This is a genomic window from Streptococcus sp. 2018110 (genome assembly GCF_019754115.1).
In the GTDB taxonomy this organism is placed as follows: domain Bacteria; phylum Bacillota; class Bacilli; order Lactobacillales; family Streptococcaceae; genus Streptococcus; species Streptococcus hashimotonensis.
In genome coordinates, this window is record NZ_JAIJZO010000012.1 from 1 (window position 1) to 21,438 (window position 21,438).

Below are 21,438 nucleotides of genomic sequence, written 5' to 3' on the forward strand. Positions count from 1 at the left end.
ATCAATGAAGTGACCTATACCAATAATAATCTCAAAACTCGACAGGAGTTAATAGAGTGGGCTAGTAGCAAGTTTCGCTTAGAGGGAATTGATAAACCAAAAGATGCCATCATCATTGAGGCATTTGAGTTAGACGGTCAAACAGTTCATCTAGGCGATACAGTGACTTTAAAAAGCAAGTTACACGGCATTGATGTGAAGAAGAAAGCCATCGCCTATGATTATGATCCTCTAGCTAAGAATTACCGCTCTATCACTTTTGATGATAAGGCAAGTATCGGAACAAGTAAAACTGGCGATAGCTTGACTACCTTAGCAAATAATCTCATTGATGGGAATAAGCGTAGTGAGGATGTTGCCGTTGAAATTGCCCTTGAGAATACCAACAAAGCCTTTGATGCGGAATTTGAGAAACGTCAAGTAGCCATCGATAACGCTATCGAACAGGCTCAAAGTCGTGGGGAAGTCTATGCGGATCGATTAAAGGCTAGCATTGATAATGAACTTTCTTCTATTCACCAACAGATGCGGCAACAGGAAGAGGAGCAGCAACGCACAACTCGTGATTTAATGGCAAAGGCTGGGGTAAATACCAACCTAGCCACAGAAGCCAAACTGAAGGCGGAACAGGCTCAAACTGGGGCAACTGAAGCTCTCAGAAGGGCAGAACAATCCAAGCTTGATGCCATTCAAGAAGCTAACCGATTGACTTCAACGGAGCGTAGTCAAACAGAGTCAAAGATTGCGACAGCTAAATCACAAGCTATCACTGAAGCTAGTCGATTAGTTGATGTAGCAAAAGCTCTATTAGGTGGGCAGTTGGCAACTGTCAGTACCAATCTCTCACAAACCAAGGAGGATATAAAACTTCTTGCGAGTAAGCAACTGGTGGATAGTCTGACTGGTCGAGTAACCAGTGCAGAATCCATGATTCAAGTACAAGCAGACCAAATTTCTCAGCGTGTTAAAACCAGTGATTTTAACCAAGCAAAACAGAGAATCGAAACTGCCGAGTCATCGATTACGCAATTGGGGAATCGCATAACAACTGAAATCAGTCAGGTGGATGCGAAAATTCCAACTAGCCTAGACGGTCTCAATTTGATGACTGGTACTCGTGATTGGTCAAATAAAGGAAATGCATGGCATTTAGGAAACAACTGGTCTACCGAAACAGAGAATTTCAGAGGACTGGTTGTTCGTTCAACCCAAGCAGGGTTCAACGGAAGTCATCAGAATATTGTTGTGAAAGCAGGAGATGTCATTACTTTTAGCTTTTATGCCAAAGCGAATCAGCCACTTTCTTCCATCAAAGTTTCAGCGATTTGGTCCGGTTCGAGTGTCTATCGTGCTCCAGTCGCAAGAGTGAGAGAGTCTGACGATATTATTTCTGTCACCAGTGACTGGAAACGCTACTGGAAAACAGTTCATGTATTATCTGATGGTTCACTCCAATTTCGGACTGAGTACAATGGCAGTACTATCCCAAATGGCAATAAATTCTATGTGGCAGGATTGAAAGTCGCAAAGACCTCACTAGACACAGGTTATTCAGAAAATCCAGCAGATATAGCTGGTGAATTGACCACCCAACGGACACTCATCACTCAAACGGCTTCTGGTGTAGAGCAGATTTCTACAAGATTAACCGAAGCAAATGGAAAGATTTCTAGTAGTGAAACCCAGATTCGACAATTAGTTTCGGATGTATCCTCAAAGGTCAGTCAAACGGATTTTAATAACTTGAAACGGACTGTTGAGGGACATACTACATCCATCCAACAAACACAGCAATCTATTTTGCTTAAGGCTGATAAGACAGTTCTTGAAGGTGTAAAAACAACCGCTGACAATGCCTTGGCTAAGGCCAATGCAAACGCAAGTCAGATTACTCAAACAAAGGCAGATTTAAGGATTTCCAATGACGCCATCTCACAGAAAGTAGCAAAGACTGATTTTAATAGCTTGACTGGTCGAGTAGCAAGTGCAGAAACCACTATCCGAACACATGCTGGGCAAATTGAACAACGACTTACAAGTACGCAAGTTGAATCTGCCATTAACTCAAAAGGCTACCAAACCAAGTCTCAGGTTGATTCCAATATTGCGGGTCGTGGCTATCTTACGAGCAGTTCGTTACAACCCTATGCGACGACAACTAGTGTACAGAATTTGGTTAGAACCACCTCTGATAGTTTTACCCAGCGAATCAGTCAAACGGAAAGCAGAATCCCTACCTCAGTTTCGCATCGCAACTTGATAGCTGGTACTTCGGATAGATGGGGTGCTTATCAGACGATAAATGCCAATAGCAACTGGGTAGCCTCTTTAGGAAGGGTGCAATTTGGAGATGGAAGCGGTATATATGTTGGGTCAAAAGTGCATTTATATGTTCATATCTCAGCGGATGAGATTACCTTTGACCCGGCGGTGACGACTCGTTCTATGAAACTTCAAGGTCCAATCTTGGATAATCAAAATACTTGGACATGGACCAACTGGAATTTGTATCACCCTTTCTACAATAAATGGAGCAGTAATCTAGCGACGGGTAACAACTATCGGTTAATTAAACTAACCTCTACCATCACTCATGAGATGTACCAACACTCTAAAGGTTTTGAACTTCAAGTCAGAATTGATGGGGTTAAGACAGGTAAGTTTCATGTGAGAGCCTTAATGGTATCAACTGGTGATATCTTTCCAGACTATTGGACACCGTCATTAGACGACTTTACGACTGTAACTGCCTTTCATGAAGTGCGGGATACTGTAAGCAGTCACGCTCGGACCATTGGAGATCACACTAATCAAATCAGTCAGGTTGTTCAAACGGCTACTGGGATTGTGACACGAGTTGGCAATCTAGAAACAAGTCGAGCAACAACTGCCACAGTAAATGCCATTCAAACGCAGGTTTCAACACTTGCAGGGGCGTGGTCGGTTCGAAATCTGACCAGTGCAGGGACAGTCCTGAGTCAGCTCAATCTTAATAAGGATGGCACAGTCAAGATTGATGGAAAACTCGTTCAAATTACTGGCACTACCTATATCCAAGATGGTGTGATAGCGAGCGGTAAGATTGCCAGTCTTGATGCAGGCAAGATTACGTCAGGCATCATCTCAGCAGCTCGAATTGGAGCAGAAGCCATTACTGCGGATAAGATAAAGGTTGACCAAGCTTTCTTTACCAAGTTTATGGCTACAGAAGCTTATCTCAAGCAGTTATTTGCCAAATCAGCCTTCATAACCCAAGTGCAGGCAGTGACCCTATCTGCCAACAAAATTTCTGGAGGTATTTTGTCAGCAATCAACGGAGCTATGAAAATCAATCTATCACTTGGAAACATTAAGTTCTATACCAACTCTCCATCCATTTCTCGAGAGGTTAGTGGGTATCCGCATCAATGGGTTTCCTTTGAGACAGGAACATCAAACGGGAAACCATGTGGTGTAACCATTATCGGTTCGAATCGATGGAACAACTGGAATGCCAATGACGGTGGCTTTGTAGGGATTCGAGCATGGAATGGTACTGATACCGACCAAATTGATGTGGTGGGCGATAAGGTACGTTTAGCTAGTGCTCCATATACCAATCCAGATGGCTGGGAAATAGTAACCTTGCCTAACCGATTGAGTATTGATGCCTTTAAAGCATCTGACCGACCAAGTTCTATTTTGAATATCGGAGATATCCGCATCTATCGAAATGGGACAACCTATGTCAGCTTGAAAGATGTCCTTCATCAATTCAATCACAATTTTAAACACTTAGTAAATATCACAGGTCGAGGTGATGTCATCTTGACATGGGATACGATTAAATAAAGGAGTTCACAGATGAATCTAGAACAAATCAACCAATCATTAAAACTAACTATCCAAGAGCTTGTGACCAAGCTATCTGATGAAATCACCGCTAAGAACCTCATTGCCATCCAATTGGTGGAAAGGGATGAGGAACTTAGCCTATTGCGTAAAGAAAAACAGGAATTGACTGAGCTGTTAGAAGTTCAGACAAAACCTGAAGAAAGGAAAGGAGAATAGTTCTCATGGCACTTCTCAATATTGACAAAGTAACAGAGCCATTTGATTTGGAGACAGCTCTCACTTACATGCGTAAGAATGGAGAGTTCATTCGTTGTAAGACAGCAGAGCAGGATTTTTACATGTATCTTGAAGAGGTAAGGCGACCTGCCATAAAAAATGGAAAGCGGCAGTTGGTTACAACAGAAACAGTTTGGGCTTTTAATCAGTGGGGTAGTACGACATTAACTCTGAACCTTTCTGATTTATTCCATGAATGTTTTTATCTGATGCGGTTTGATGAGAACGGTCAACCGGATTGGTCAGACCCTACCATTGTGCAGGAAGGTTCAGTAGAAAGTGAGGTGACTGATGAAGGAACTGTTAACTCTTAATAAGATTTTATTTTCCATGATTGGAGGCTTGATTGGTAGTTTATTTGGAGAGTTGGATGGTATTCTATATGCCCTACTTGTCTTCATTATTATTGACTATCTAACAGGAATTTTTGCGGCGGTTGTAGAGAAACAATTGTCTAGTAGTATTGGTTTTCGTGGCATCTTTAAAAAGATAGCCATTTTATTTTTAGTTTCCCTAGGTCATATGATTGATACTGCAATCATCAAGCAGGGTGGAACAATTCGAACCATGGTCATTTTCTTTTATCTCAGTAATGAGGGGTTAAGTATTTTAGAAAATACCGTTCGAATTGGTCTACCAATACCTGAGAAACTACAAGCAATCTTAAAACAAATCAACGAGAGGTGAGAAGATATGGGAAAACATCTAGTCATTTGTGGTCATGGGCAAGGGCGAACAGGCTATGATCCTGGAGCAGTGAATGCCAAACTAGGTATCACAGAAGCAGGAAAGGTTCGAGAATTAGCCAAGTTAATGTCTAAGTACAGTGGACAACAGATTGATTTTATTACCGAACAAAATGTTTATGATTATCGGAGTATTTCTAGTATTGGTAAGGGATACGACTCAATTACTGAATTGCACTTCAATGCCTTTAATGGTAGTGCCAAGGGGACAGAAGTCTTGATTCAATCTTCCTTAGAAGCGGATAAGAAAGATATGGCTATCCTATCTCTCCTTTCACGTTATTTCCAAAATCGTGGCATTAAGAAGGTAGATTGGCTCTATAATGCCAACCAAGCAGCAAGTCGTGGATACACCTATCGTTTGGTGGAGATTGCCTTCATCGATAATGAACAAGATATGGCGATTTTTGAGAACAAGAAAGAGGACATTGCGAGAGGTCTTGTATCAGCTATAACAGGAGTTGAAGTCAAGACCATAGTTCCCTCGACACCCAGTTCAACCGTTGGGAGTTCAGGAACTCCTTCAAAACCAATCTATCTTGTTGGTGATAGTCTTAGGGTGTTGCCTCATGCGACTCATTATCAGACTGGTCAGAAAATCGCCAACTGGGTTAAGGGGCGCACTTACAAAATCCTCCAAGTGAAGAATGTTCACCAGTCCAACAGTAAGAGAGCTTATCTACTTGATGGGATCAAGTCATGGGTGCTTGAGCAGGATGTAGAAGGAACAACTAAAGGCCATAGTGAGCAGACCTATCAAGCACAGAAAGGCGATACGTATTATGGAATCGCTCGGAAGTTTGGTTTAACAGTTGATGCCCTTCTTGCGGTGAATGGCTTGAAGAAGACGGATATTTTAAGAGTTGGACAAACTCTAAAGGTCAATGCGGCTTCAAGGACAACAACCGCTATTCCAACCAGTGTTGCAAGCCGTGTGGTTGCGTCAGCATTATCCAAGGTCGGTCAAAAGGTGACTGTTCCATCTAACCCTTATGGTGGACAATGTGTTGCCTTGGTGGATAAGATTGTTCAAGAACTTACGGATAAGAATATGTCCTATACTAATGCGATTGATTGTTTGAAGAAAGCAAAATCAAATGGTTTCCAAGTAATCTACGATGCTTGGGGTGTGAATCCTAAAGCAGGTGATTTTTATGTCATTCAGACGGATGGTTTGGTATATGGTCACATTGGTGTCTGTGTGACGGATTCAGATGGAAAAAGTATTGATGGTGTGGAACAGAATATTGATGGGTATTCTGACCATAATAAGAACGGAATCAATGACCAATTGGAAATTGGTGGCGGTGGTATCACTCGTCGTGTGAATCGTCAATGGATGGCGGATGGCTCACTCTACGATTCTACTGGAACAGTTAAACTTGGTAAAGTTGTTGGTTGGTTTAGAATTTCATAATTAAGATATAAGCCTGGTGGGAACATCAGGCTTTATTTTTTTGCCTTTTTTTCAAAAAGTGCGGAAAAATCGCTCCCAAACCTACCTAGTAAAGTAGGAGGAATATTTGTATTCCATGAACTATGGCATAAATTTATCAGGCCGAATTAGTTTGTCTGATAACTTGACTAATATCCTTTTTAGAGTGATATATAGTGTGCCATTACATAGGAAGGAGAGTAAATGTCCGTAAAGAAGATTAGAGTCAATAGACAAAAACATAGGAAGAGAGTCTGTGCCTACATTCGAGTTTCGACGACCAATGGAAGTCAGTTAGAATCGTTAGAAAATCAGAAACAGTATTTTGAAAACCTGTATTCCAATAGAGACGATATTGATTTTGTAGGTGTTTATCATGATAGAGGTATATCTGGTTCTAAGGATAATCGTCCAAATTTTCAAGCTATGATTGAAGATTGTCGTAAAGGTATGATTGATGTTATCCACACCAAGTCTATTGCCCGCTTTGCCAGAAACACGGTTACAGTTCTTGAAATTAGTCGTGAACTGAAGGCAATTGGAGTAGACATATTCTTTGAGGAACAAAACATTCATACCCTTTCAAGTGAAGGGGAAGTGATGCTTTCAGTATTAGCTAGTATCGCGGAGGATGAATTGAGGAGTATGAGTGGTAATCAACGTTGGGCATTTCAAAAGAAATTCCAACGAGGAGAGCTGGTCATTAACACCAAGCGATTCTTAGGATACGATGTTGACGAAAACGATGAATTGATTATCAATCCAGAAGAAGCCTTAATAGTTAGGGAAATATTTTCACTTTATCTTGCAGGAAATGGTACACATCGTATTGCCAAACACTTAAATGAAAAGGGAGTTGCGACTGTTACAGGTGCTAAATGGCATGACACAACAATCCGTCAAATGTTAAGCAATGAAAAATACAAAGGTTCAGTCTTATTGCAGAAGTATTTCCATGATGGTGTGAATGGTCCTAAAAAATTGAACCAAGGAGAACTTGAACAATACTTGATAGAAGATAATCATGAAGCCATTATTTCAAAAGAAGATTGGCAGAGTGTCCAAGATAAGCTGAATAGTAGAAGATGGCAACAAGGCAGAAACAAAACTTATAAATTTACAGGTTTGTTAAAATGTCAGCATTGTGGTTCGACTTTAAAGAGACAGGTTTCTTATAAGAAAAAAATTGTTTGGTGCTGTTCCAAATACATAAAAGAGGGAAAAGTAGCCTGTCAGGGGATGCGAGTGCCAGAAGTAGAAATTTCAAATTGGGAGATAACCTCAACAGTTACAGTAATAGAAAGGGATAGAAATGGGGAAAAGTATTACAGTTATTCCGGCCAAGAAAGTGCAGACCAGCGTTCTACATCAGGTCAGGAAGAAAATCAAAGTAGCCGCATATTGTCGAGTGTCCACCGACCAAGAAGAACAGCTATCAAGTTATGAAAACCAAGTTAATTATTACCGAGAGTATATCTCCAAACACGAGGACTATGAGTTAGTTGACATCTATGCGGATGAGGGCATTTCAGCAACCAATACCAAAAAACGTGATGCCTTTAACCGCTTGATACAAGATTGTAGGGCAGGTAAGGTGGATAGGATTTTGGTCAAGTCAATCAGTCGATTTGCAAGAAACACCCTTGATTGTATAAAGTACGTCAGAGAGTTGAAAGAGCTTGGTGTTGGTGTGACCTTTGAGAAGGAGAATATTGACAGCCTAGATTCTAAAGGTGAAGTTCTCCTGACCATCCTTTCTTCCTTGGCACAGGATGAGTCACGTTCCATTTCAGAGAATGCGACTTGGGGAATCCGCAAAAAGTTTGAACGTGGTGAAGTTCGAGTGAATACCACTAAGTTTATGGGGTATGACAAAGATATGAATGGTAGACTCGTCATAAACCCTCAGCAAGCTGAAACAGTTAAATTCATTTACGAGAAATTCTTAGATGGGTATAGTCCTGAGTCCATAGCTAAGTATTTGAATGACAATGAAATATCTGGTTGGACTGGGAAGGCAAATTGGTATCCAAGTGCTATACAGAAAATGCTTCAAAATGAAAAGTACAAGGGTGATGCCTTATTGCAGAAGACCTTTACCGTTGATTTTTTGACTAAGAAACGAGTTCAAAATGACGGTCAGGTTGACCAGTACTATGTAGAAAATAGCCATGAAGCTATTATTGACAAAGACATTTGGGAATTAGTACAGTTGGAATTGGCAAGGAGGAAAGCCTACCGAGAGGAGCATCAGCTCAAGTCCTATATCATGCAAAATGACGATAACCCTTTTACAACTAAGGTGTTCTGTAAAGAATGTGGTTCAGCCTTTGGTCGAAAGAACTGGACCACCAGTCGAGGTAAACGCAAGGTTTGGCAATGTAACAATCGATATAGGGTCAAAGGACAGATTGGCTGTCAGAATAACCATATTGATGAAGAAACGTTAGAGAAAGCCGTAGTAATGGCTGTAGAACTATTGAGTGAGAACGTGGATCTGTTGCATGGGAAGTGGAATAAGATTATAGAAGAAAATCGTCCGCTAGAAAAGCATTATAGTACAAAGTTGGCTGATATAATAAACAAGCCATCCTGGGAATTCGATTCGTATGAGATGTGTCAGGCATTGGATAGTATTACAATTGTGGAGGATGGACAGATAACTGTCAGATTTTTAGAAGGAACTGAGGTAGACTTGTAACTAGGCTATTACTCTAGTTAATGTTTGCAATTAGACATATATGCATCATACGAGATTTCCAATGGCTCATAAATCGAAATAGTTTTAAGCTCAATCAACGGTCGTGGGGCTGACCCCAAAAAAGTGAGAATTTAATAAAAACACCCTAGGGCTACCGTCTCCGGTATTCAACCGGAGACAGGTAGTCCAATTTTTGTTGGATTCTTTTTTCATTATAATATTTGATGTAATTTTCTACAATTTGAATTACAATATATTTCTGAAACAACACAATACAAATATTGACATGCAATTATTAATTGGTGGATTTTAAGTTGACATCTACAAAGTTTAATGTTAAAATTCATTCAAAAATATATTTGAATGAGGTGTTTTATGATTCAAAATGTTGTTACTTCAATAATCCTGTATTCTGGGACAGCCGTAGACTTACTTATTATCCTAATGTTATTTTTTGCCAAAAGAAAAAGCAGAAAAGACATCATTAACATCTATTTAGGACAATTTCTAGGCTCTGTTAGTCTAATATTGCTAAGTTTGCTTTTTGCATTTGTCTTAGATTATATTCCTAGTAAAGAGATTTTAGGTTTGCTCGGTTTGATTCCAATTTTCCTAGGCCTCAAAGTTTTGCTTTTAGGAGATTCTGATGGAGAAGCTATTGCCAAAGAAGGTTTGAGCAAAGATAATAAAAACCTGATTTTTCTAGTCGCTATGATTACTTTTGCAAGTTGTGGTGCTGACAATATTGGTGTCTTTGTCCCATATTTTACTACCTTAAATTTAGCGAATTTGATAGTGGCTTTACTGACCTTTCTAGTCATGATTTATCTCTTGGTTTTTTCTGCCCAAAAATTGTCACAAGTCCCTTCTGTTGGAGAAACTTTGGAAAAATATAGCAGATGGTTTATTGCCGTTGTCTATTTAGGATTGGGGATGTATATCCTGATTGAAAACAACAGCTTTGACATGCTATGGGCTGTGTTAGGCTAGGAGAAAAAAATTATGAAAAAAGATAGTATCTGTCAAGTGGATGTTATAAATCAACAAAATGTTACAACCGCAACGAACTACCTTGAAAAGGAAAAAGTCCAAAAATCACTTCGCATTTTATCAAAATTTACCGATAATAAACAGATAAATATCATCTTTTATCTCCTTGCCGTCGAAGAACTCTGTGTCTGCGATATAGCCTGTTTATTAAATCTCAGTATGGCATCTGCCTCCCACCATCTTCGTAAACTAGCCAATCAAAACATCTTGGACACTAGAAGAGAGGGGAAAATTATATATTATTTTATAAAAGATGAGGAAATCAGAGATTTTTTTAATCAACTAGGATAACAACTATTTTTACTACTTTTCCATGATTATAGGGAGATTATATATGAAATTTTTGATGAAAATTACTCACAAGAAATACCTACTCGTATCAAATGTTTAAGAAAAAAGTATAGTTAAAGCAAAGCGACCTACGATTATATCAGCGTTTACAGACATTCAAGAGAAATCTCTTGGATGTCTTTTTGGGCTAAAGCAAGGCTATGATTAGCCTTGGCAAATTTGCCTAACAGCTCCAAACCTGTCATCAAATGAAATCGATGACTTATCAGAATGAGTCGTAGCCTTCATCTCACAGTATAGGTAGATGGCTAATTTCATTTTAAAACTTTCAGTTTTAAGGGACTGACCCCAAAAAGTGAGAATTTAATAAAAAGACTTGACATATTTCGTTTACAATAGTAAACTTATTTTGAACATATTCGTTTACATCTGTAAACAACAAGGAGGAAAGGAAAATGTGCACAATAGAACTTAATACTTCTATCACAGATGCTGAATGGGAAGTCATGCGTGTAGTTTGGGCAAATGATCGAGTAACTAGTAAAACAGTCATCTCTGTATTGAAAGAAAAAATGGACTGGACAGAATCCACTATCAAAACGATCTTAGGTCGATTAGTTGAAAAAGGCGTACTAAATACAGAGCAAGAAGGTAGAAAGTTTATTTACACTGCCAATATTGTAGAGAAAGAAGCCGTAAGGGATTATGCAGAAGATATTTTTAACCGTATTTGCAAAAAGAAAGTCGGAAATGTAATAGGAAGCATCATTGAAGATCATGTTTTAAGCTTCGATGATATAGATCGACTAGAAAAAATATTAGAAATGAAAAAATCTTTCGCAGTAGAAGAAGTGGATTGCAATTGTCCAGAAGGACAATGCGAATGTCATTTACATCATCATTAAGAATAAGGAGGAATAAAAATGAGTAAGAAAAAACATATGTTATTAGGTATTGGACTTACAGTCGGATTAACTGCAGTTGGATATATTACACTTTTAGAACCAATGATTAGTTATTTTAATATAAACCAGAGTGCAGTTAATATAGATATTCAAACAAGTAAAACAAAAAGTACACTTCCTATACCACCACTATTAGAGGATAAAAATCCAGATCCTAATATTGCGGATTTTACTTTAGAACCTCAAGAAGGAGAAACTTCATTTTTACCAAATACCAAGACACGAACTATGGGCTACAACGGAAGCTTCTTAGGCCCTGTCATCAGAGTAAGTAAAGGTGAGCAAGTAAATGTGCACGTAAATAACAAGCTAAAAGAAGCAACTACAGTTCACTGGCATGGACTAGAGGTAGAAGGAGAAAAGGATGGGGGCCCTCATCAAGGAATTGAACCAGGAACAACTTGGGAGCCTAGTTTTACAGTAAATCAACAGGCTGCAACATTGTGGTATCATCCGCACTTTGGAGGAAATACTGCTACCCAAGTTTATAAAGGTTTAGCAGGACTATTCTATGTGGATGATGAAGTATCAAAAAGCTTAAATATTCCTAAGGAATATGGAGTAAATGATATACCTTTAGTAATTCAAGATAGAAGCTTTGGCAAGGACGGCAGTTTTATTTATAATACAAATATGATGGATGGAGCAACAGGGGATACTATCATAGTTAACGGAGCTATTAAACCTAATTTAGAGGTTAATAGAGTCAAGATGAGATTTAGAATAGTTAATGGTGCTAATGCAAGTAACTTTAATTTGAAGTTAGATAATAGAGATGGATTCTATCAAATAGCATCTGATGGTGGATTTTTAGAAAAACCGGTTAGTAAGAGAAATATTATGTTATCACCTGGGGAAAGAGCAGAGATAATAGTGGACTTTTCAAAGTATGAAAAGGGAATGCAGCTATCACTTATGAGTAATAAGGAAGCCATTATGACCTTTAATGTTAAAGGCGATGGGAAAGATGATACTGAAGTACCTAGCACTTTAACGAATATAGAAAGAATGTCAGAAGCACAAGCTACTAAGATAAGAAGTTTTGAGCTTCAAGGTATGGGTCACATGGTATCAATAAACGGTAAAAAGTTTGATATGAATAGAATTGATGAAACAGTGAAGCTTGGAGATACAGAGATTTGGGAAATTACAAACCCAGGATCTATGATGCATGAAATGGGACACCCATTCCATATTCATGGCACCCAGGTTCAAATTCTATCAAGAAACGGTAATGCGCCTTCTCCAGAGGAGAGCGGATGGAAAGATACTGTATATATTGAGCCTAACGAAAAAGTAAGACTTATAGTTAAGTTTAATAAGAAGGGTAGTTATATGTACCACTGTCACATTCTTGAACATGAAGAAGCAGGTATGATGGGACAAATTAAAGTAGAATAATAAATAATATTGAAGATCATGTCTTAAGCTTCGATGATATAGATCGACTAGAAAAAATATTAGAGATAAAAAAATCTTTCGCAGTAGAAGAAGTGGATTGCAATTGTCCAGAAAGACAATGCGAGTGTCATTTACATCATCATTAAGAATAAGGAGGAATTTAAAATGAACAATAACAACAAACATTTATCCCACTGTCACCATAATCATGGCGACATGGATCATTCAAAACATGAGCACGTAAGCACGGAAGAACATGGAGACCATAAGAATCAACATCAAGAACATCATGCTGAGCATGATCACAGCGGGCACAGTGGGCATGACCACAGTGGGCATCACGGAGGGCATGAACACCATCATCACGGTAACTTTAAGGAACTTTTCTTAAAATCATTGCCACTAGGAATCATTATTATGCTCTTATCCCCTATGGCTGGGTTTGACCTACCATTCCAGTTTACTTTTCCATATTCTGATATTGTAGTAGCTATTTTATCTACTATATTAATTATTTATGGTGGACGTCCATTCTATCAAGGCGCAGTTGACGAATTTAAACAAAAAGAACCTGGAATGATGGCTCTAGTTTCTTTAGGTATAAGTGTTTCATATTTATACAGTATTTATGCTGTTATCATTACCTACGTAACGGGTGGACACGTGATGGACTTTTTCTTTGAATTTGCTTCATTATTATTAATCATGTTATTAGGTCACTGGATTGAGATGAAAGCTATTGGAGAAGCAGGAGACGCACAAGCAGCATTGGCTAAGTTGGTACCAAAAGATGCTCACGTTGTGTTAGAAGATGATTCAATTGAAATACGTCCAGTTGCTGACTTACAGGTAGGCGATTTAATTCGTGTTCAAGCCGGAGAAAATGTGCCAGCAGACGGAACTATCGAGCGTGGCGAATCACGTGTAAATGAAGCTCTTTTGACTGGAGAATCAAAAGCAGTTAAAAAAGGTCCTGGCGATGAAGTAATCGGAGGCTCAACAAATGGAGAAGGGGTTCTTTATATTAAAGTGAATGAGACAGGTGATCAATCCTTTATCTCTCAAGTACAGACTTTAATTAGCCAAGCTCAAAGTCAGCCTTCCAGGGCAGAAAATATTGCGCAAAAGGTTGCAGGGTGGCTCTTCTATATTGCTGTTATTGTCGCGCTAATTGCTTTTGTAGTGTGGATGATTATTGGAGATATCCCAACGGCAGTTATATTTACTATTACTACATTAGTTATTGCTTGTCCGCACGCATTGGGTCTGGCTATTCCATTGGTAACCGCCCGAAGCACAAGCTTAGGGGCTAGCCGTGGCTTACTAGTAAAAGACCGCCAAGCCTTAGAAATAGCTCAAGATGCAGATGTGATGATTTTAGATAAAACGGGTACTTTAACAACTGGTGAATTTAAAGTATTAGATGTAAAACTTCTTAATGACAAATATACAAAAGAGGAAATCATTGCCTTATTGGCAGGTATTGAAGGAGGATCTAGCCACCCAATTGCTCAATCAATTATAAGTTTCGCCGAGCAGCAAAATATACGTCCAGCATCTTTTGATTCGATTGATGTGATTTCCGGTGCTGGAGTAGAGGGTAAAGCAGGTGGGCACCGTTACCAATTAATCAGTCAAAAAGCCTATGGACGTAATCTTGATATGGATATTCCAAAAGGAGCAACTCTTAGTGTCTTAGTAGAAAACGATGATGCTATTGGTGCTGTAGCTTTAGGGGACGAATTAAAACCAACGAGTAGAGAGTTAGTTAAAGCTCTTAAAAAGAACAATATTCAACCAATTATGGCAACAGGTGATAATGAAAAAGCGGCTCAAGGCGTGGCAGTAGATTTAGGGATTGAATATAGATCAAATCAATCTCCACAAGACAAATATGAGTTAGTTAAAACACTTAAAGATGAAGGAAAGAAAGTTATCATGGTAGGTGATGGTGTAAATGATGCTCCTTCTCTTGCCTTAGCAGATGTTGGTATAGCTATAGGTGCTGGAACTCAAGTTGCATTGGATTCAGCTGATGTCATATTGACTCAATCCGATCCAGGAGATATTGAATCATTCATTGAATTAGCACACAAAACAACTCGAAAAATGAAACAAAACCTATTTTGGGGAGCTGGTTATAACTTTATAGCTATCCCTCTAGCTGCAGGAATTTTGGCTCCTATTGGTATCACATTAAGCCCTGCATTAGGAGCAATCCTAATGTCTGTGTCAACAGTCATCGTCGCCATTAATGCTATGTTATTAAGTTTAGATCCAAAAAATAACGGTTAACAGATCGAATGATTGAAACTCCTTAAAGTATTAAGATACAATAGTTTTACAGGAGAAAAAGAGATGTAAGTACTGGCTCTTTGTAAAATCGTGTTGATAGAAGTAGACGATTGATTTAGATCGAGAAGTAGTATTAGTTGCTGCTGAAGATGATGAAATTATAGGTGCAATTTGGGAGAGATTGCTTGATGCAGATAAAAGAGGCTGAAAAACTAGGAGCACAGAAATCTGCAGGCTATAAAAAAGTCAATAATACTAGAAAGAAGGGATTGAGCTTTACAAAGAATTAAATAAATAACAGAATCGCCGTTTCGTTTTGAGGTGGTGATTTTTTGCTAGTCTTTTTGATAGAAAAAGCATATCTATGAAATGACAGGTGCAGATTTGTGTAAAAAATGTATTTTGAAAGATAGTGTTCTTGTAATAGCATTGTTGCACTATATGCAAATTGATGAGGAACAGGGTAAAAAGTTGATTCAATCAATCCATTCAAGCTATAAGGATTTTCTAAAACATTTTGAAGATGCTGATGTATTTGCGAATCTCTCTTATCAGATATTGAAGGGGAGCTATCCCTACCCAGTTAATGAGGTTGCAGCAGATATGCTAAGGTATGTAGCCTATGACGTTAATAGGTTCCATGCACGGGATAAAGTTGAGGAACTATTAGCTACAGGGGTAGAACCACTTATTGAGGAGATTTTAGAAAGATAGTCAATATTAGGGCTACTGTTCCGTTCCACAGTATAATCTTAAAATCATTTCCACTCCCTTTCGTCTATTAGTATAGAAGAAAGCTCTCAGCACACATAGAAGTTGTGAGTTTATTGGAAAAACGCAACTAGATTGTCCAGCTTGCTCTCTCATTTTTGGGCAAGCTGCTTCCAAGGTCCACAGGACCTTGGAACTCCCAAATACGCATCACGTGGAGTGTGTTGCTCTGCTCGTAAAAGCCTAGAAACCTTTGAATGAAAGGGATAATGAAAAGCCTTGATTGTAAGGCTTTTTGCTTTGTGGTGGGGAAGTATCAGAGTGAGTAGAAGTGATAGTATGAAATTATCTAATTCTGTTTCCAATCCCCTTGTGGGGATATGTTTATTTCTATTGACAAGGAATTTTTAGGAATAGAAGCGTATTCACCCGTTAAAAACAAGACAATAGATTATCCTAATACAATTATGTTATAATGTTCTTTATTAAATAATTTGAAATTGAGGTAATATGAAAAAGAAAAGCACTTTATTACAATCATTTGGACTAGTTCTTTTTAGTACAGTTCTACTGTTACACACAAATAATACCGTATTAGCCGATGATATTGTCAGTACCAAAGGAGATAACACTGCTTATAACTCTAATTCTTCTCCAAATACACTAGATACATCAATTGAAGCTGCCAAGCAAAATGGAATTATCTTAGTTGAAACTAAGGAACAGGTATTTCAAGACGAGACATTAGCTGAGCAAGATACTCAAGAACAAATCAATACAATCAACCAAGCAGTGGAATCTGCAAAAATAGAGGAACAAACATACAAACAAGAGGTTCAGAATTATCAAACTTATCTGGAGGATAAGAGTAAATATAAGCAAGATAGTATCAAGTATGAAAACTACCTAAAGGAAATTGCAGTTTATCGGGAAAACTATCAGCAATATGAGGCTGATAAAAAATTGTATGATGAAACGTTAGTAGCAAACAAAGAAAAACAAGATACCTATCAATCAGAACTTAAGACCTATGAAGAAGCGTCTCGTACATATGAAGATAATCTTCAAGCCTATGAAAATGGTCAATTAACAAATGAAACTCTTCAAAAGCAATATGAAGAAGCGAAACAAAAGTACGAACAAGACTTATTAGCTTACCAAAATTTAAAGAAAAACTATGATCAAGCTCAATTAGACGATTTAGAAGCGGAAAAACGTTATCAACAAGCCCTAGAAATCTATCAAAACCAGCAGAAAACTTATATACTGGCTAAAGCGAGATATGACGAGGAAATGCTGGAAGCTCAAGGGAAACTTGGTCAAACAGGTTACCTAACAGAGGTGCTAGCTCAAAATTTAATTTTCCGATCTGAACCAAATACAACTCAAACTTTTACTGGAAAATACATCTCTCCTGAACAGTTAGCACTTCTATCAAAACATACAAATAACTGGTTTGACCCTGGAACAGTCAACTTTCCAATTTCTACAAAAACGGTTACCACTAAAGGTCAATGGAACGCTGCCTATATGAAAATTGGTGACAGTGTACAAGTTGACTATAGCGGGCTAGAAAATTCTAGTTTCTCAGGTCATAAACTGGCTCGCGTGAGATATACCTATACCCTTTTAAACTCTACACATTATGATAAGTCTGTCATTCTTCAGGCCATTGATGATCCAACTGTTACTGCTTATGTTCATATTTATAATAAAGATGATCGAACAACAGGGTCATTTGAAATAGAAATGAAGGTACAGTTTTTTGACAATGAGGGTAAGGAAATCATTCCAAATGATAAACAGTATGCCTTAACCAGTTTTGCCAGTATCAATTCCCTAAACGGCAGTGGTGAGTATGTCGCAGGATACAATGGTACTTTGTTCCCAATTACCGGTTCTACAATTACCATAAAAGACGGGCGTGCAATGAACTTTTCTTCTACACCTCAAGAAAGCCTAGCATCAGGCTGGGATAGTAATACTAGCCCAGATGCCTACATAGGTGCTATAGTTGGAAAGTCTACCGAAACAATTCGTTTCAACTTTGGAAATAGTAATGGTTTCGCCTATTGGTTCGCCTTTAATAGTGATGTAAAAGCCAAAGGAATACTCGGTCCAGAACCTATTGCACCTATTAAACCGATTCGTGAAGTTATCAATATCCCTAGTGAGCCAGTAAGACCTATTGAGCCTCTAGTTCCCAATTATCAAATCCTTAGCAAACCCATACCTCCTGTAAAACCAAGTGAACCCAAGCTTATCTCTGTTTTACTTCCGCTGGAACCTGTCAAACCAAAAGAAGTGAAAAATCCAAAGGAGCCATTGGTTGTTAAAAAGCCAATCTCTCCGAAGCCAATGGTTGTCTTTTATCATAGAAGTATTTATAGACCACCTACAAAACTACCTTCGCGCTCTAATAAACCAGTAGTAGCAATCAAAACTCTACCAGCGCGTGCTATTCCTCCTGTAACAACCTATCCCGTTAATAAGCCACGAATACATAGCAATCTTGAGCCAAAGTCTCCGATAGTTTCCCATTACCCTACCTATCAACCGTCAATAGTAAACAAAGCAAGCAAGACTTCTCCAAAGGTAAAACCATGGACACATGCTTCAACACCCTCTCTTATGGAAAAGGAGCTAAAAGACAAGCAGGCCAAACTTGATATCAATGATTATTTCCAGAAAAATCTAAACATCGACACTCGAGCTAATTCGGTCAGCACACTTGATTATATTGACTTTTTAGCTAAAAAATTAGGTGAAAAGCATAAAGGAGATCAGGCAAAAATCAATCGTGATTTGGCTATAATGCTTGCTTATAGTAGTTACAGTACAGATAAATTACAAAAATTACTTAATAATTTTGTTGAGCCGTATGACCATATTAATAAAAATAAGATAACTTTAGTGATTGATGCTAATCACAGAGATTCAACTGCACAAATTGATTTTGCGCATACAATGACAACCCTGGCTTCACTTGAAAAGCAAGACAATCATCTGAATAATATGACTAAAGGAATCTTTAGTTTAAAACATCCACAGTACTTGTGGTTATTAGCAAAAAGTGGGAAACTAGGAGAGGCATTGGTACAAGCGGATTAAAGCTTACTATGGTCAGAGTGATTTAAATGAAAAACGGCAGAAACTGTTTTTGGAAAGCTATGACAAGAATACAAAAAAAGCAGGAGAAAAAGCGGCACTTGATATGATTGAGGCGAGCCTGACCATGGGGGGAGTACTAGCCCTTGGCTATGCTTTATTGAATAAGCGGAAACCAAAGGATATTGCTCAAAACCTTGCTATCACAGATAAGGTAGCGCTAGGAGGCACCTTTGACAGATGGCGTCAAAAACCATTTGAAGCTATCAAGGATATTTCTAGTATCTATATTGAAAAAGCTGTAAACAAGGTTAAAGCTATTGTGTCCCCGATTGTCAAAATAGGAAAAAAAGTTGTAAACAAGATTAAAGATACATCTAATTCACTTGTCAAAACAGGAAAAAATATTTTAAAATCAGGAAAAAAACAATTCAATAAATTTATGGAATTTATCTCATCCAAGAAGAAAGGATCTACCTCAAAACCAGCTAAAAAATCTCCCATAAAAGTTTCAAAATCTTTCAGTAAGATTGGTCGTAACATTACAAGACCTATAACTAGAATGCTTCAGAAACTGACAGGAAACTCGAAGGTTTCTCCAAAGCCAAAAGCTTCTGCTAAACCTAAGGCTAGTCCAAAACCCAAACCAACTGCAAAACGCAAAACAAGTCCCAAGCCCAAACCAATTGCAAAACGCAAAGCAAGTCCAAAACCAAAAACTACTGCAAAACGCAACGCAAGTCCGAAACCCAAACCAACTGCTAAACGCAAAGCAAGTCCGAAACCCAAACCAACTGCAAAACGCAACGCAAGTCCGAAACCCAAACCAACTGCTAAACCAAAGGCTAGACCGAAACCCAAACCAACTGCTAAACCAAAGGCTAGACCAAAACCCAACCCAAAATCTAAAGGAAAAAGAAGATGAAAAAGAAATTACTTGCTGCCCTTATCCTAACCTTCCTAAGCCTCTTGCTTTGGGGGATTGGAAAACTGTATATCGCATATAATCTATCACACTATGCAGGGTACTATGTCCAACAGTTGCCTCGGAAAGAGGGGACGAACCCAGAATTAGTCATCATTTTAACTCATTTGGACAGTATTGAAAGACCTTTGACCAATAACTTGTCCTACGACCTTGATGGAAATGGCGCAGTTATTGTAGATAATCAATCAATTCTTTCTTACATGACAGATATGTTTAATTTATATCCAACAGAAGGTAGTGAAAATTATATATTAGATGTCAAAAATGGATCATTTCTCTATCATGTCAAAAATCTTAATTTTCAAGAAAAGGATAAAAGTAAATCCAAGGAGCTAGAAGCCAAAAAACTTCTTGATAAAATCCTACCTCCTATCCTAGAAGCGCAACCTAAACCTAAAATCAACCTTCAAAAACTATTTAACGACAAATACTACAAACAGTTTAATGAATAAATTATCTATGAAAAAGAAAATAATTGTTGCCCTTATCCTAACCTTCCTAAGCCTCCTGATTTTGGGGATTGGAAAGCTGTATATCGCATATAATCTCTCTCACTATGCAGGGTACTATGTCCAGCACATACCTCGGAAAGAGGGGACGAATCCAGAATTAGTAATCATTTTAACTCATCTGGACAGTATTGAAAGACCTTTGACCAATAACTTGTCCTACGACCTTGATGGGAATGGTGCAATTTTATTGGACAAGTCATTAATATTAAGTCAAAGAATAGATATTCATCTTTGGAATCATACTGAGAATAAGAAATATGTTTTCAACAAAGTAGGTAATTTTTCTTATTATTACACTGATGATATCAACAATACAACTTCTGACACACAATATCAAAAAGAGGCGGAATTACTTCTTGATAAAATCCTACCTCCTATCCTAGAAGCGCAACCTAAGCCTAAAATCAACCTTCAAAAACTATTTAATGAGAAGTACTACAAACAATTTAATGAATAAGCTATCTATGAAAAAGAAATTACTTGTTGCCCTTATCCTAACCTTCCTAAGCCTCCTGCTTTGGGGGATTGGAAAGCTGTATATCGCATATAATCTATCACACTATGCAGGGTACTATGTCCAGCACATGCCTCGGAAAGAGGGGACGAATCCAGAAATGGTCATTGTATTAAAGTATCTAAATGATATAGAGAAACCTACTACAAATAACTTATCCTACGACCTTGATGGGAATAGTACAATTTTACTAGATAATTCTATAATATTAAGTAATGGTCCCTACATTCGTATTTGGAATTATACAGAAAATAAAAAATATATTTTCAATAATTTCGGTAGTTATTCTTTTTATTACACTGACGATATAGACAAAAAAAAATATGATTCACAATATCAAAAAGAGGCGGAATTACTCCTCGATAAAATCCTACCTCCTATCCTAGAAGTGCAACCTAAACCTAAAATCAACCTTCAAAAACTATTTAACGACAAATACTATAAACAGTTTAATGAATAAGCTATCTATGAAAAAGAAAATAATTGTTGCACTTATCCTAACCTTCCTAAGCCTCCTGCTTTGGGGGATTCCGTAGGAGAAGTACCCATTTTCTCTAATTAGATAAAATGTAACCTCTGTTATTCTTGTATAACTACTTTACAAGTTTTGA

General features: G+C 37.9%; 18 protein-coding genes and 2 pseudogenes. 19 read left to right on the forward strand and 1 reads right to left on the reverse strand.

The window, feature by feature from the left end; translation table 11 throughout:
• From K5Q34_RS07755 to K5Q34_RS07785, 7 genes are all read left to right on the forward strand, one after another.
• A partial coding sequence (locus K5Q34_RS07755) for a gp58-like family protein (RefSeq protein WP_221864800.1) occupies positions 1 to 3,831 on the forward strand: 3,831 nt, incomplete at its 5' end.
• A 12-nt stretch (positions 3,832 to 3,843) separates the two neighbouring features.
• Positions 3,844 to 4,050 carry a hypothetical protein gene (locus tag K5Q34_RS07760; RefSeq protein ID WP_024411431.1) on the forward strand — a complete coding sequence of 69 codons (207 nt, stop codon included), beginning with the start codon at positions 3,844 to 3,846 and terminating at the stop codon, positions 4,048 to 4,050.
• A gap of 5 nt (positions 4,051 to 4,055) precedes the next feature.
• On the forward strand, positions 4,056 to 4,424 hold the full coding sequence (locus K5Q34_RS07765; RefSeq protein WP_105123792.1) for a hypothetical protein: 369 nt from the start codon (positions 4,056 to 4,058) through the stop codon (positions 4,422 to 4,424).
• A complete protein-coding gene (locus K5Q34_RS07770) occupies positions 4,402 to 4,797 on the forward strand; it encodes a holin family protein (protein WP_024388660.1) in 396 nt (131 codons plus the stop codon). Before K5Q34_RS07765 ends, K5Q34_RS07770 begins: the two co-directional genes overlap by 23 nt.
• 6 nt (positions 4,798 to 4,803) lie before the next feature.
• A complete protein-coding gene (locus K5Q34_RS07775; protein WP_221864801.1) occupies positions 4,804 to 6,273 on the forward strand; it encodes a LysM peptidoglycan-binding domain-containing protein in 1,470 nt (489 codons plus the stop codon).
• A 222-nt stretch (positions 6,274 to 6,495) separates the two neighbouring features.
• Positions 6,496 to 7,737, forward strand: coding sequence for a recombinase family protein (locus K5Q34_RS07780; RefSeq protein WP_205032537.1), 1,242 nt, complete (start codon positions 6,496 to 6,498; stop codon positions 7,735 to 7,737).
• Positions 7,700 to 8,992 (forward strand): recombinase family protein, encoded by a 1,293-nt coding sequence (locus K5Q34_RS07785; protein ID WP_253214106.1) that lies wholly within the window; start codon positions 7,700 to 7,702, stop codon positions 8,990 to 8,992. Before K5Q34_RS07780 ends, K5Q34_RS07785 begins: the two co-directional genes overlap by 38 nt.
• Before the next feature lie 151 nt (positions 8,993 to 9,143).
• Here K5Q34_RS07785 and K5Q34_RS07790 read toward each other — a convergent pair.
• Positions 9,144 to 9,257: pseudogene (locus K5Q34_RS07790) on the reverse strand (IS3 family transposase); the annotation flags it as partial.
• A 110-nt stretch (positions 9,258 to 9,367) separates the two neighbouring features.
• Here K5Q34_RS07790 and K5Q34_RS07795 point away from each other — a divergent pair.
• The 12 genes and pseudogenes from K5Q34_RS07795 to K5Q34_RS07850 all read left to right on the forward strand — a co-directional run bounded on the left by K5Q34_RS07795 (position 9,368) and on the right by K5Q34_RS07850 (position 21,287).
• Complete coding sequence (locus K5Q34_RS07795) at positions 9,368 to 9,982, forward strand: CadD family cadmium resistance transporter (protein ID WP_029179152.1); 615 nt, start codon at positions 9,368 to 9,370, stop codon at positions 9,980 to 9,982.
• 12 nt (positions 9,983 to 9,994) lie between these two features.
• On the forward strand, positions 9,995 to 10,333 hold the full coding sequence (cadX, locus tag K5Q34_RS07800; protein ID WP_000711078.1) for a Cd(II)/Zn(II)-sensing metalloregulatory transcriptional regulator CadX: 339 nt from the start codon (positions 9,995 to 9,997) through the stop codon (positions 10,331 to 10,333).
• A gap of 455 nt (positions 10,334 to 10,788) precedes the next feature.
• Positions 10,789 to 11,238 carry a CopY/TcrY family copper transport repressor gene (locus K5Q34_RS07805; RefSeq protein ID WP_221864802.1) on the forward strand — a complete coding sequence of 150 codons (450 nt, stop codon included), beginning with the start codon at positions 10,789 to 10,791 and terminating at the stop codon, positions 11,236 to 11,238.
• A gap of 18 nt (positions 11,239 to 11,256) precedes the next feature.
• Positions 11,257 to 12,699, forward strand: coding sequence for a multicopper oxidase domain-containing protein (locus K5Q34_RS11985; protein WP_221864803.1), 1,443 nt, complete (start codon positions 11,257 to 11,259; stop codon positions 12,697 to 12,699).
• An 8-nt stretch (positions 12,700 to 12,707) separates the two neighbouring features.
• Positions 12,708 to 12,845 (forward strand): annotated as a pseudogene (locus tag K5Q34_RS11990) (CopY/TcrY family copper transport repressor); the annotation flags it as partial.
• A gap of 19 nt (positions 12,846 to 12,864) precedes the next feature.
• The gene (locus tag K5Q34_RS07820) at positions 12,865 to 14,994 is read left to right on the forward strand and encodes a heavy metal translocating P-type ATPase (RefSeq protein WP_221864804.1); all 2,130 of its coding nucleotides are present in this window, start codon (positions 12,865 to 12,867) and stop codon (positions 14,992 to 14,994) included.
• A 369-nt stretch (positions 14,995 to 15,363) separates the two neighbouring features.
• Positions 15,364 to 15,708: a hypothetical protein gene (locus K5Q34_RS07825; protein WP_205032540.1), complete on the forward strand. Its 345-nt coding sequence runs from the start codon at positions 15,364 to 15,366 to the stop codon at positions 15,706 to 15,708.
• Between the two features lie 507 nt (positions 15,709 to 16,215).
• Positions 16,216 to 18,816: a GbpC/Spa domain-containing protein gene (locus K5Q34_RS07830; RefSeq protein WP_221864805.1), complete on the forward strand. Its 2,601-nt coding sequence runs from the start codon at positions 16,216 to 16,218 to the stop codon at positions 18,814 to 18,816.
• 49 nt (positions 18,817 to 18,865) lie between these two features.
• A complete protein-coding gene (locus K5Q34_RS07835) occupies positions 18,866 to 19,738 on the forward strand; it encodes a hypothetical protein (protein ID WP_221864806.1) in 873 nt (290 codons plus the stop codon).
• A complete protein-coding gene (locus K5Q34_RS07840; RefSeq protein ID WP_221864807.1) occupies positions 19,735 to 20,253 on the forward strand; it encodes a hypothetical protein in 519 nt (172 codons plus the stop codon). Before K5Q34_RS07835 ends, K5Q34_RS07840 begins: the two co-directional genes overlap by 4 nt.
• Positions 20,254 to 20,260: 7 nt before the next feature.
• A complete protein-coding gene (locus tag K5Q34_RS07845; RefSeq protein ID WP_221864808.1) occupies positions 20,261 to 20,770 on the forward strand; it encodes a hypothetical protein in 510 nt (169 codons plus the stop codon).
• 7 nt (positions 20,771 to 20,777) lie between these two features.
• Positions 20,778 to 21,287: a hypothetical protein gene (locus K5Q34_RS07850; protein WP_221864809.1), complete on the forward strand. Its 510-nt coding sequence runs from the start codon at positions 20,778 to 20,780 to the stop codon at positions 21,285 to 21,287.
• Positions 21,288 to 21,438 lie beyond the last annotated feature (151 nt).

Bases quoted from the DNA above. Each gene is read 5' to 3' on its own strand.
- K5Q34_RS07795 (WP_029179152.1), top strand. From the start codon at position 9,368: ATGATTCAAAATGTTGTTACTTCAATAATCCTGTATTCTGGGACAGCC.
- K5Q34_RS07805 (WP_221864802.1), top strand. From the start codon at position 10,789: ATGTGCACAATAGAACTTAATACTTCTATCACAGATGCTGAATGGGAA.
- K5Q34_RS07765 (WP_105123792.1), top strand. From the start codon at position 4,056: ATGGCACTTCTCAATATTGACAAAGTAACAGAGCCATTTGATTTGGAG.
- K5Q34_RS07760 (WP_024411431.1), top strand. From the start codon at position 3,844: ATGAATCTAGAACAAATCAACCAATCATTAAAACTAACTATCCAAGAG.
- K5Q34_RS07830 (WP_221864805.1), top strand. From the start codon at position 16,216: ATGAAAAAGAAAAGCACTTTATTACAATCATTTGGACTAGTTCTTTTT.
- K5Q34_RS11985 (WP_221864803.1), top strand. From the start codon at position 11,257: ATGAGTAAGAAAAAACATATGTTATTAGGTATTGGACTTACAGTCGGA.
- K5Q34_RS07820 (WP_221864804.1), top strand. From the start codon at position 12,865: ATGAACAATAACAACAAACATTTATCCCACTGTCACCATAATCATGGC.
- K5Q34_RS07780 (WP_205032537.1), top strand. From the start codon at position 6,496: ATGTCCGTAAAGAAGATTAGAGTCAATAGACAAAAACATAGGAAGAGA.
- K5Q34_RS07840 (WP_221864807.1), top strand. From the start codon at position 19,735: ATGAAAAAGAAATTACTTGCTGCCCTTATCCTAACCTTCCTAAGCCTC.
- K5Q34_RS07770 (WP_024388660.1), top strand. From the start codon at position 4,402: ATGAAGGAACTGTTAACTCTTAATAAGATTTTATTTTCCATGATTGGA.
- K5Q34_RS07845 (WP_221864808.1), top strand. From the start codon at position 20,261: ATGAAAAAGAAAATAATTGTTGCCCTTATCCTAACCTTCCTAAGCCTC.
- cadX (WP_000711078.1), top strand. From the start codon at position 9,995: ATGAAAAAAGATAGTATCTGTCAAGTGGATGTTATAAATCAACAAAAT.
- K5Q34_RS07775 (WP_221864801.1), top strand. From the start codon at position 4,804: ATGGGAAAACATCTAGTCATTTGTGGTCATGGGCAAGGGCGAACAGGC.
- K5Q34_RS07850 (WP_221864809.1), top strand. From the start codon at position 20,778: ATGAAAAAGAAATTACTTGTTGCCCTTATCCTAACCTTCCTAAGCCTC.
- K5Q34_RS07825 (WP_205032540.1), top strand. From the start codon at position 15,364: ATGACAGGTGCAGATTTGTGTAAAAAATGTATTTTGAAAGATAGTGTT.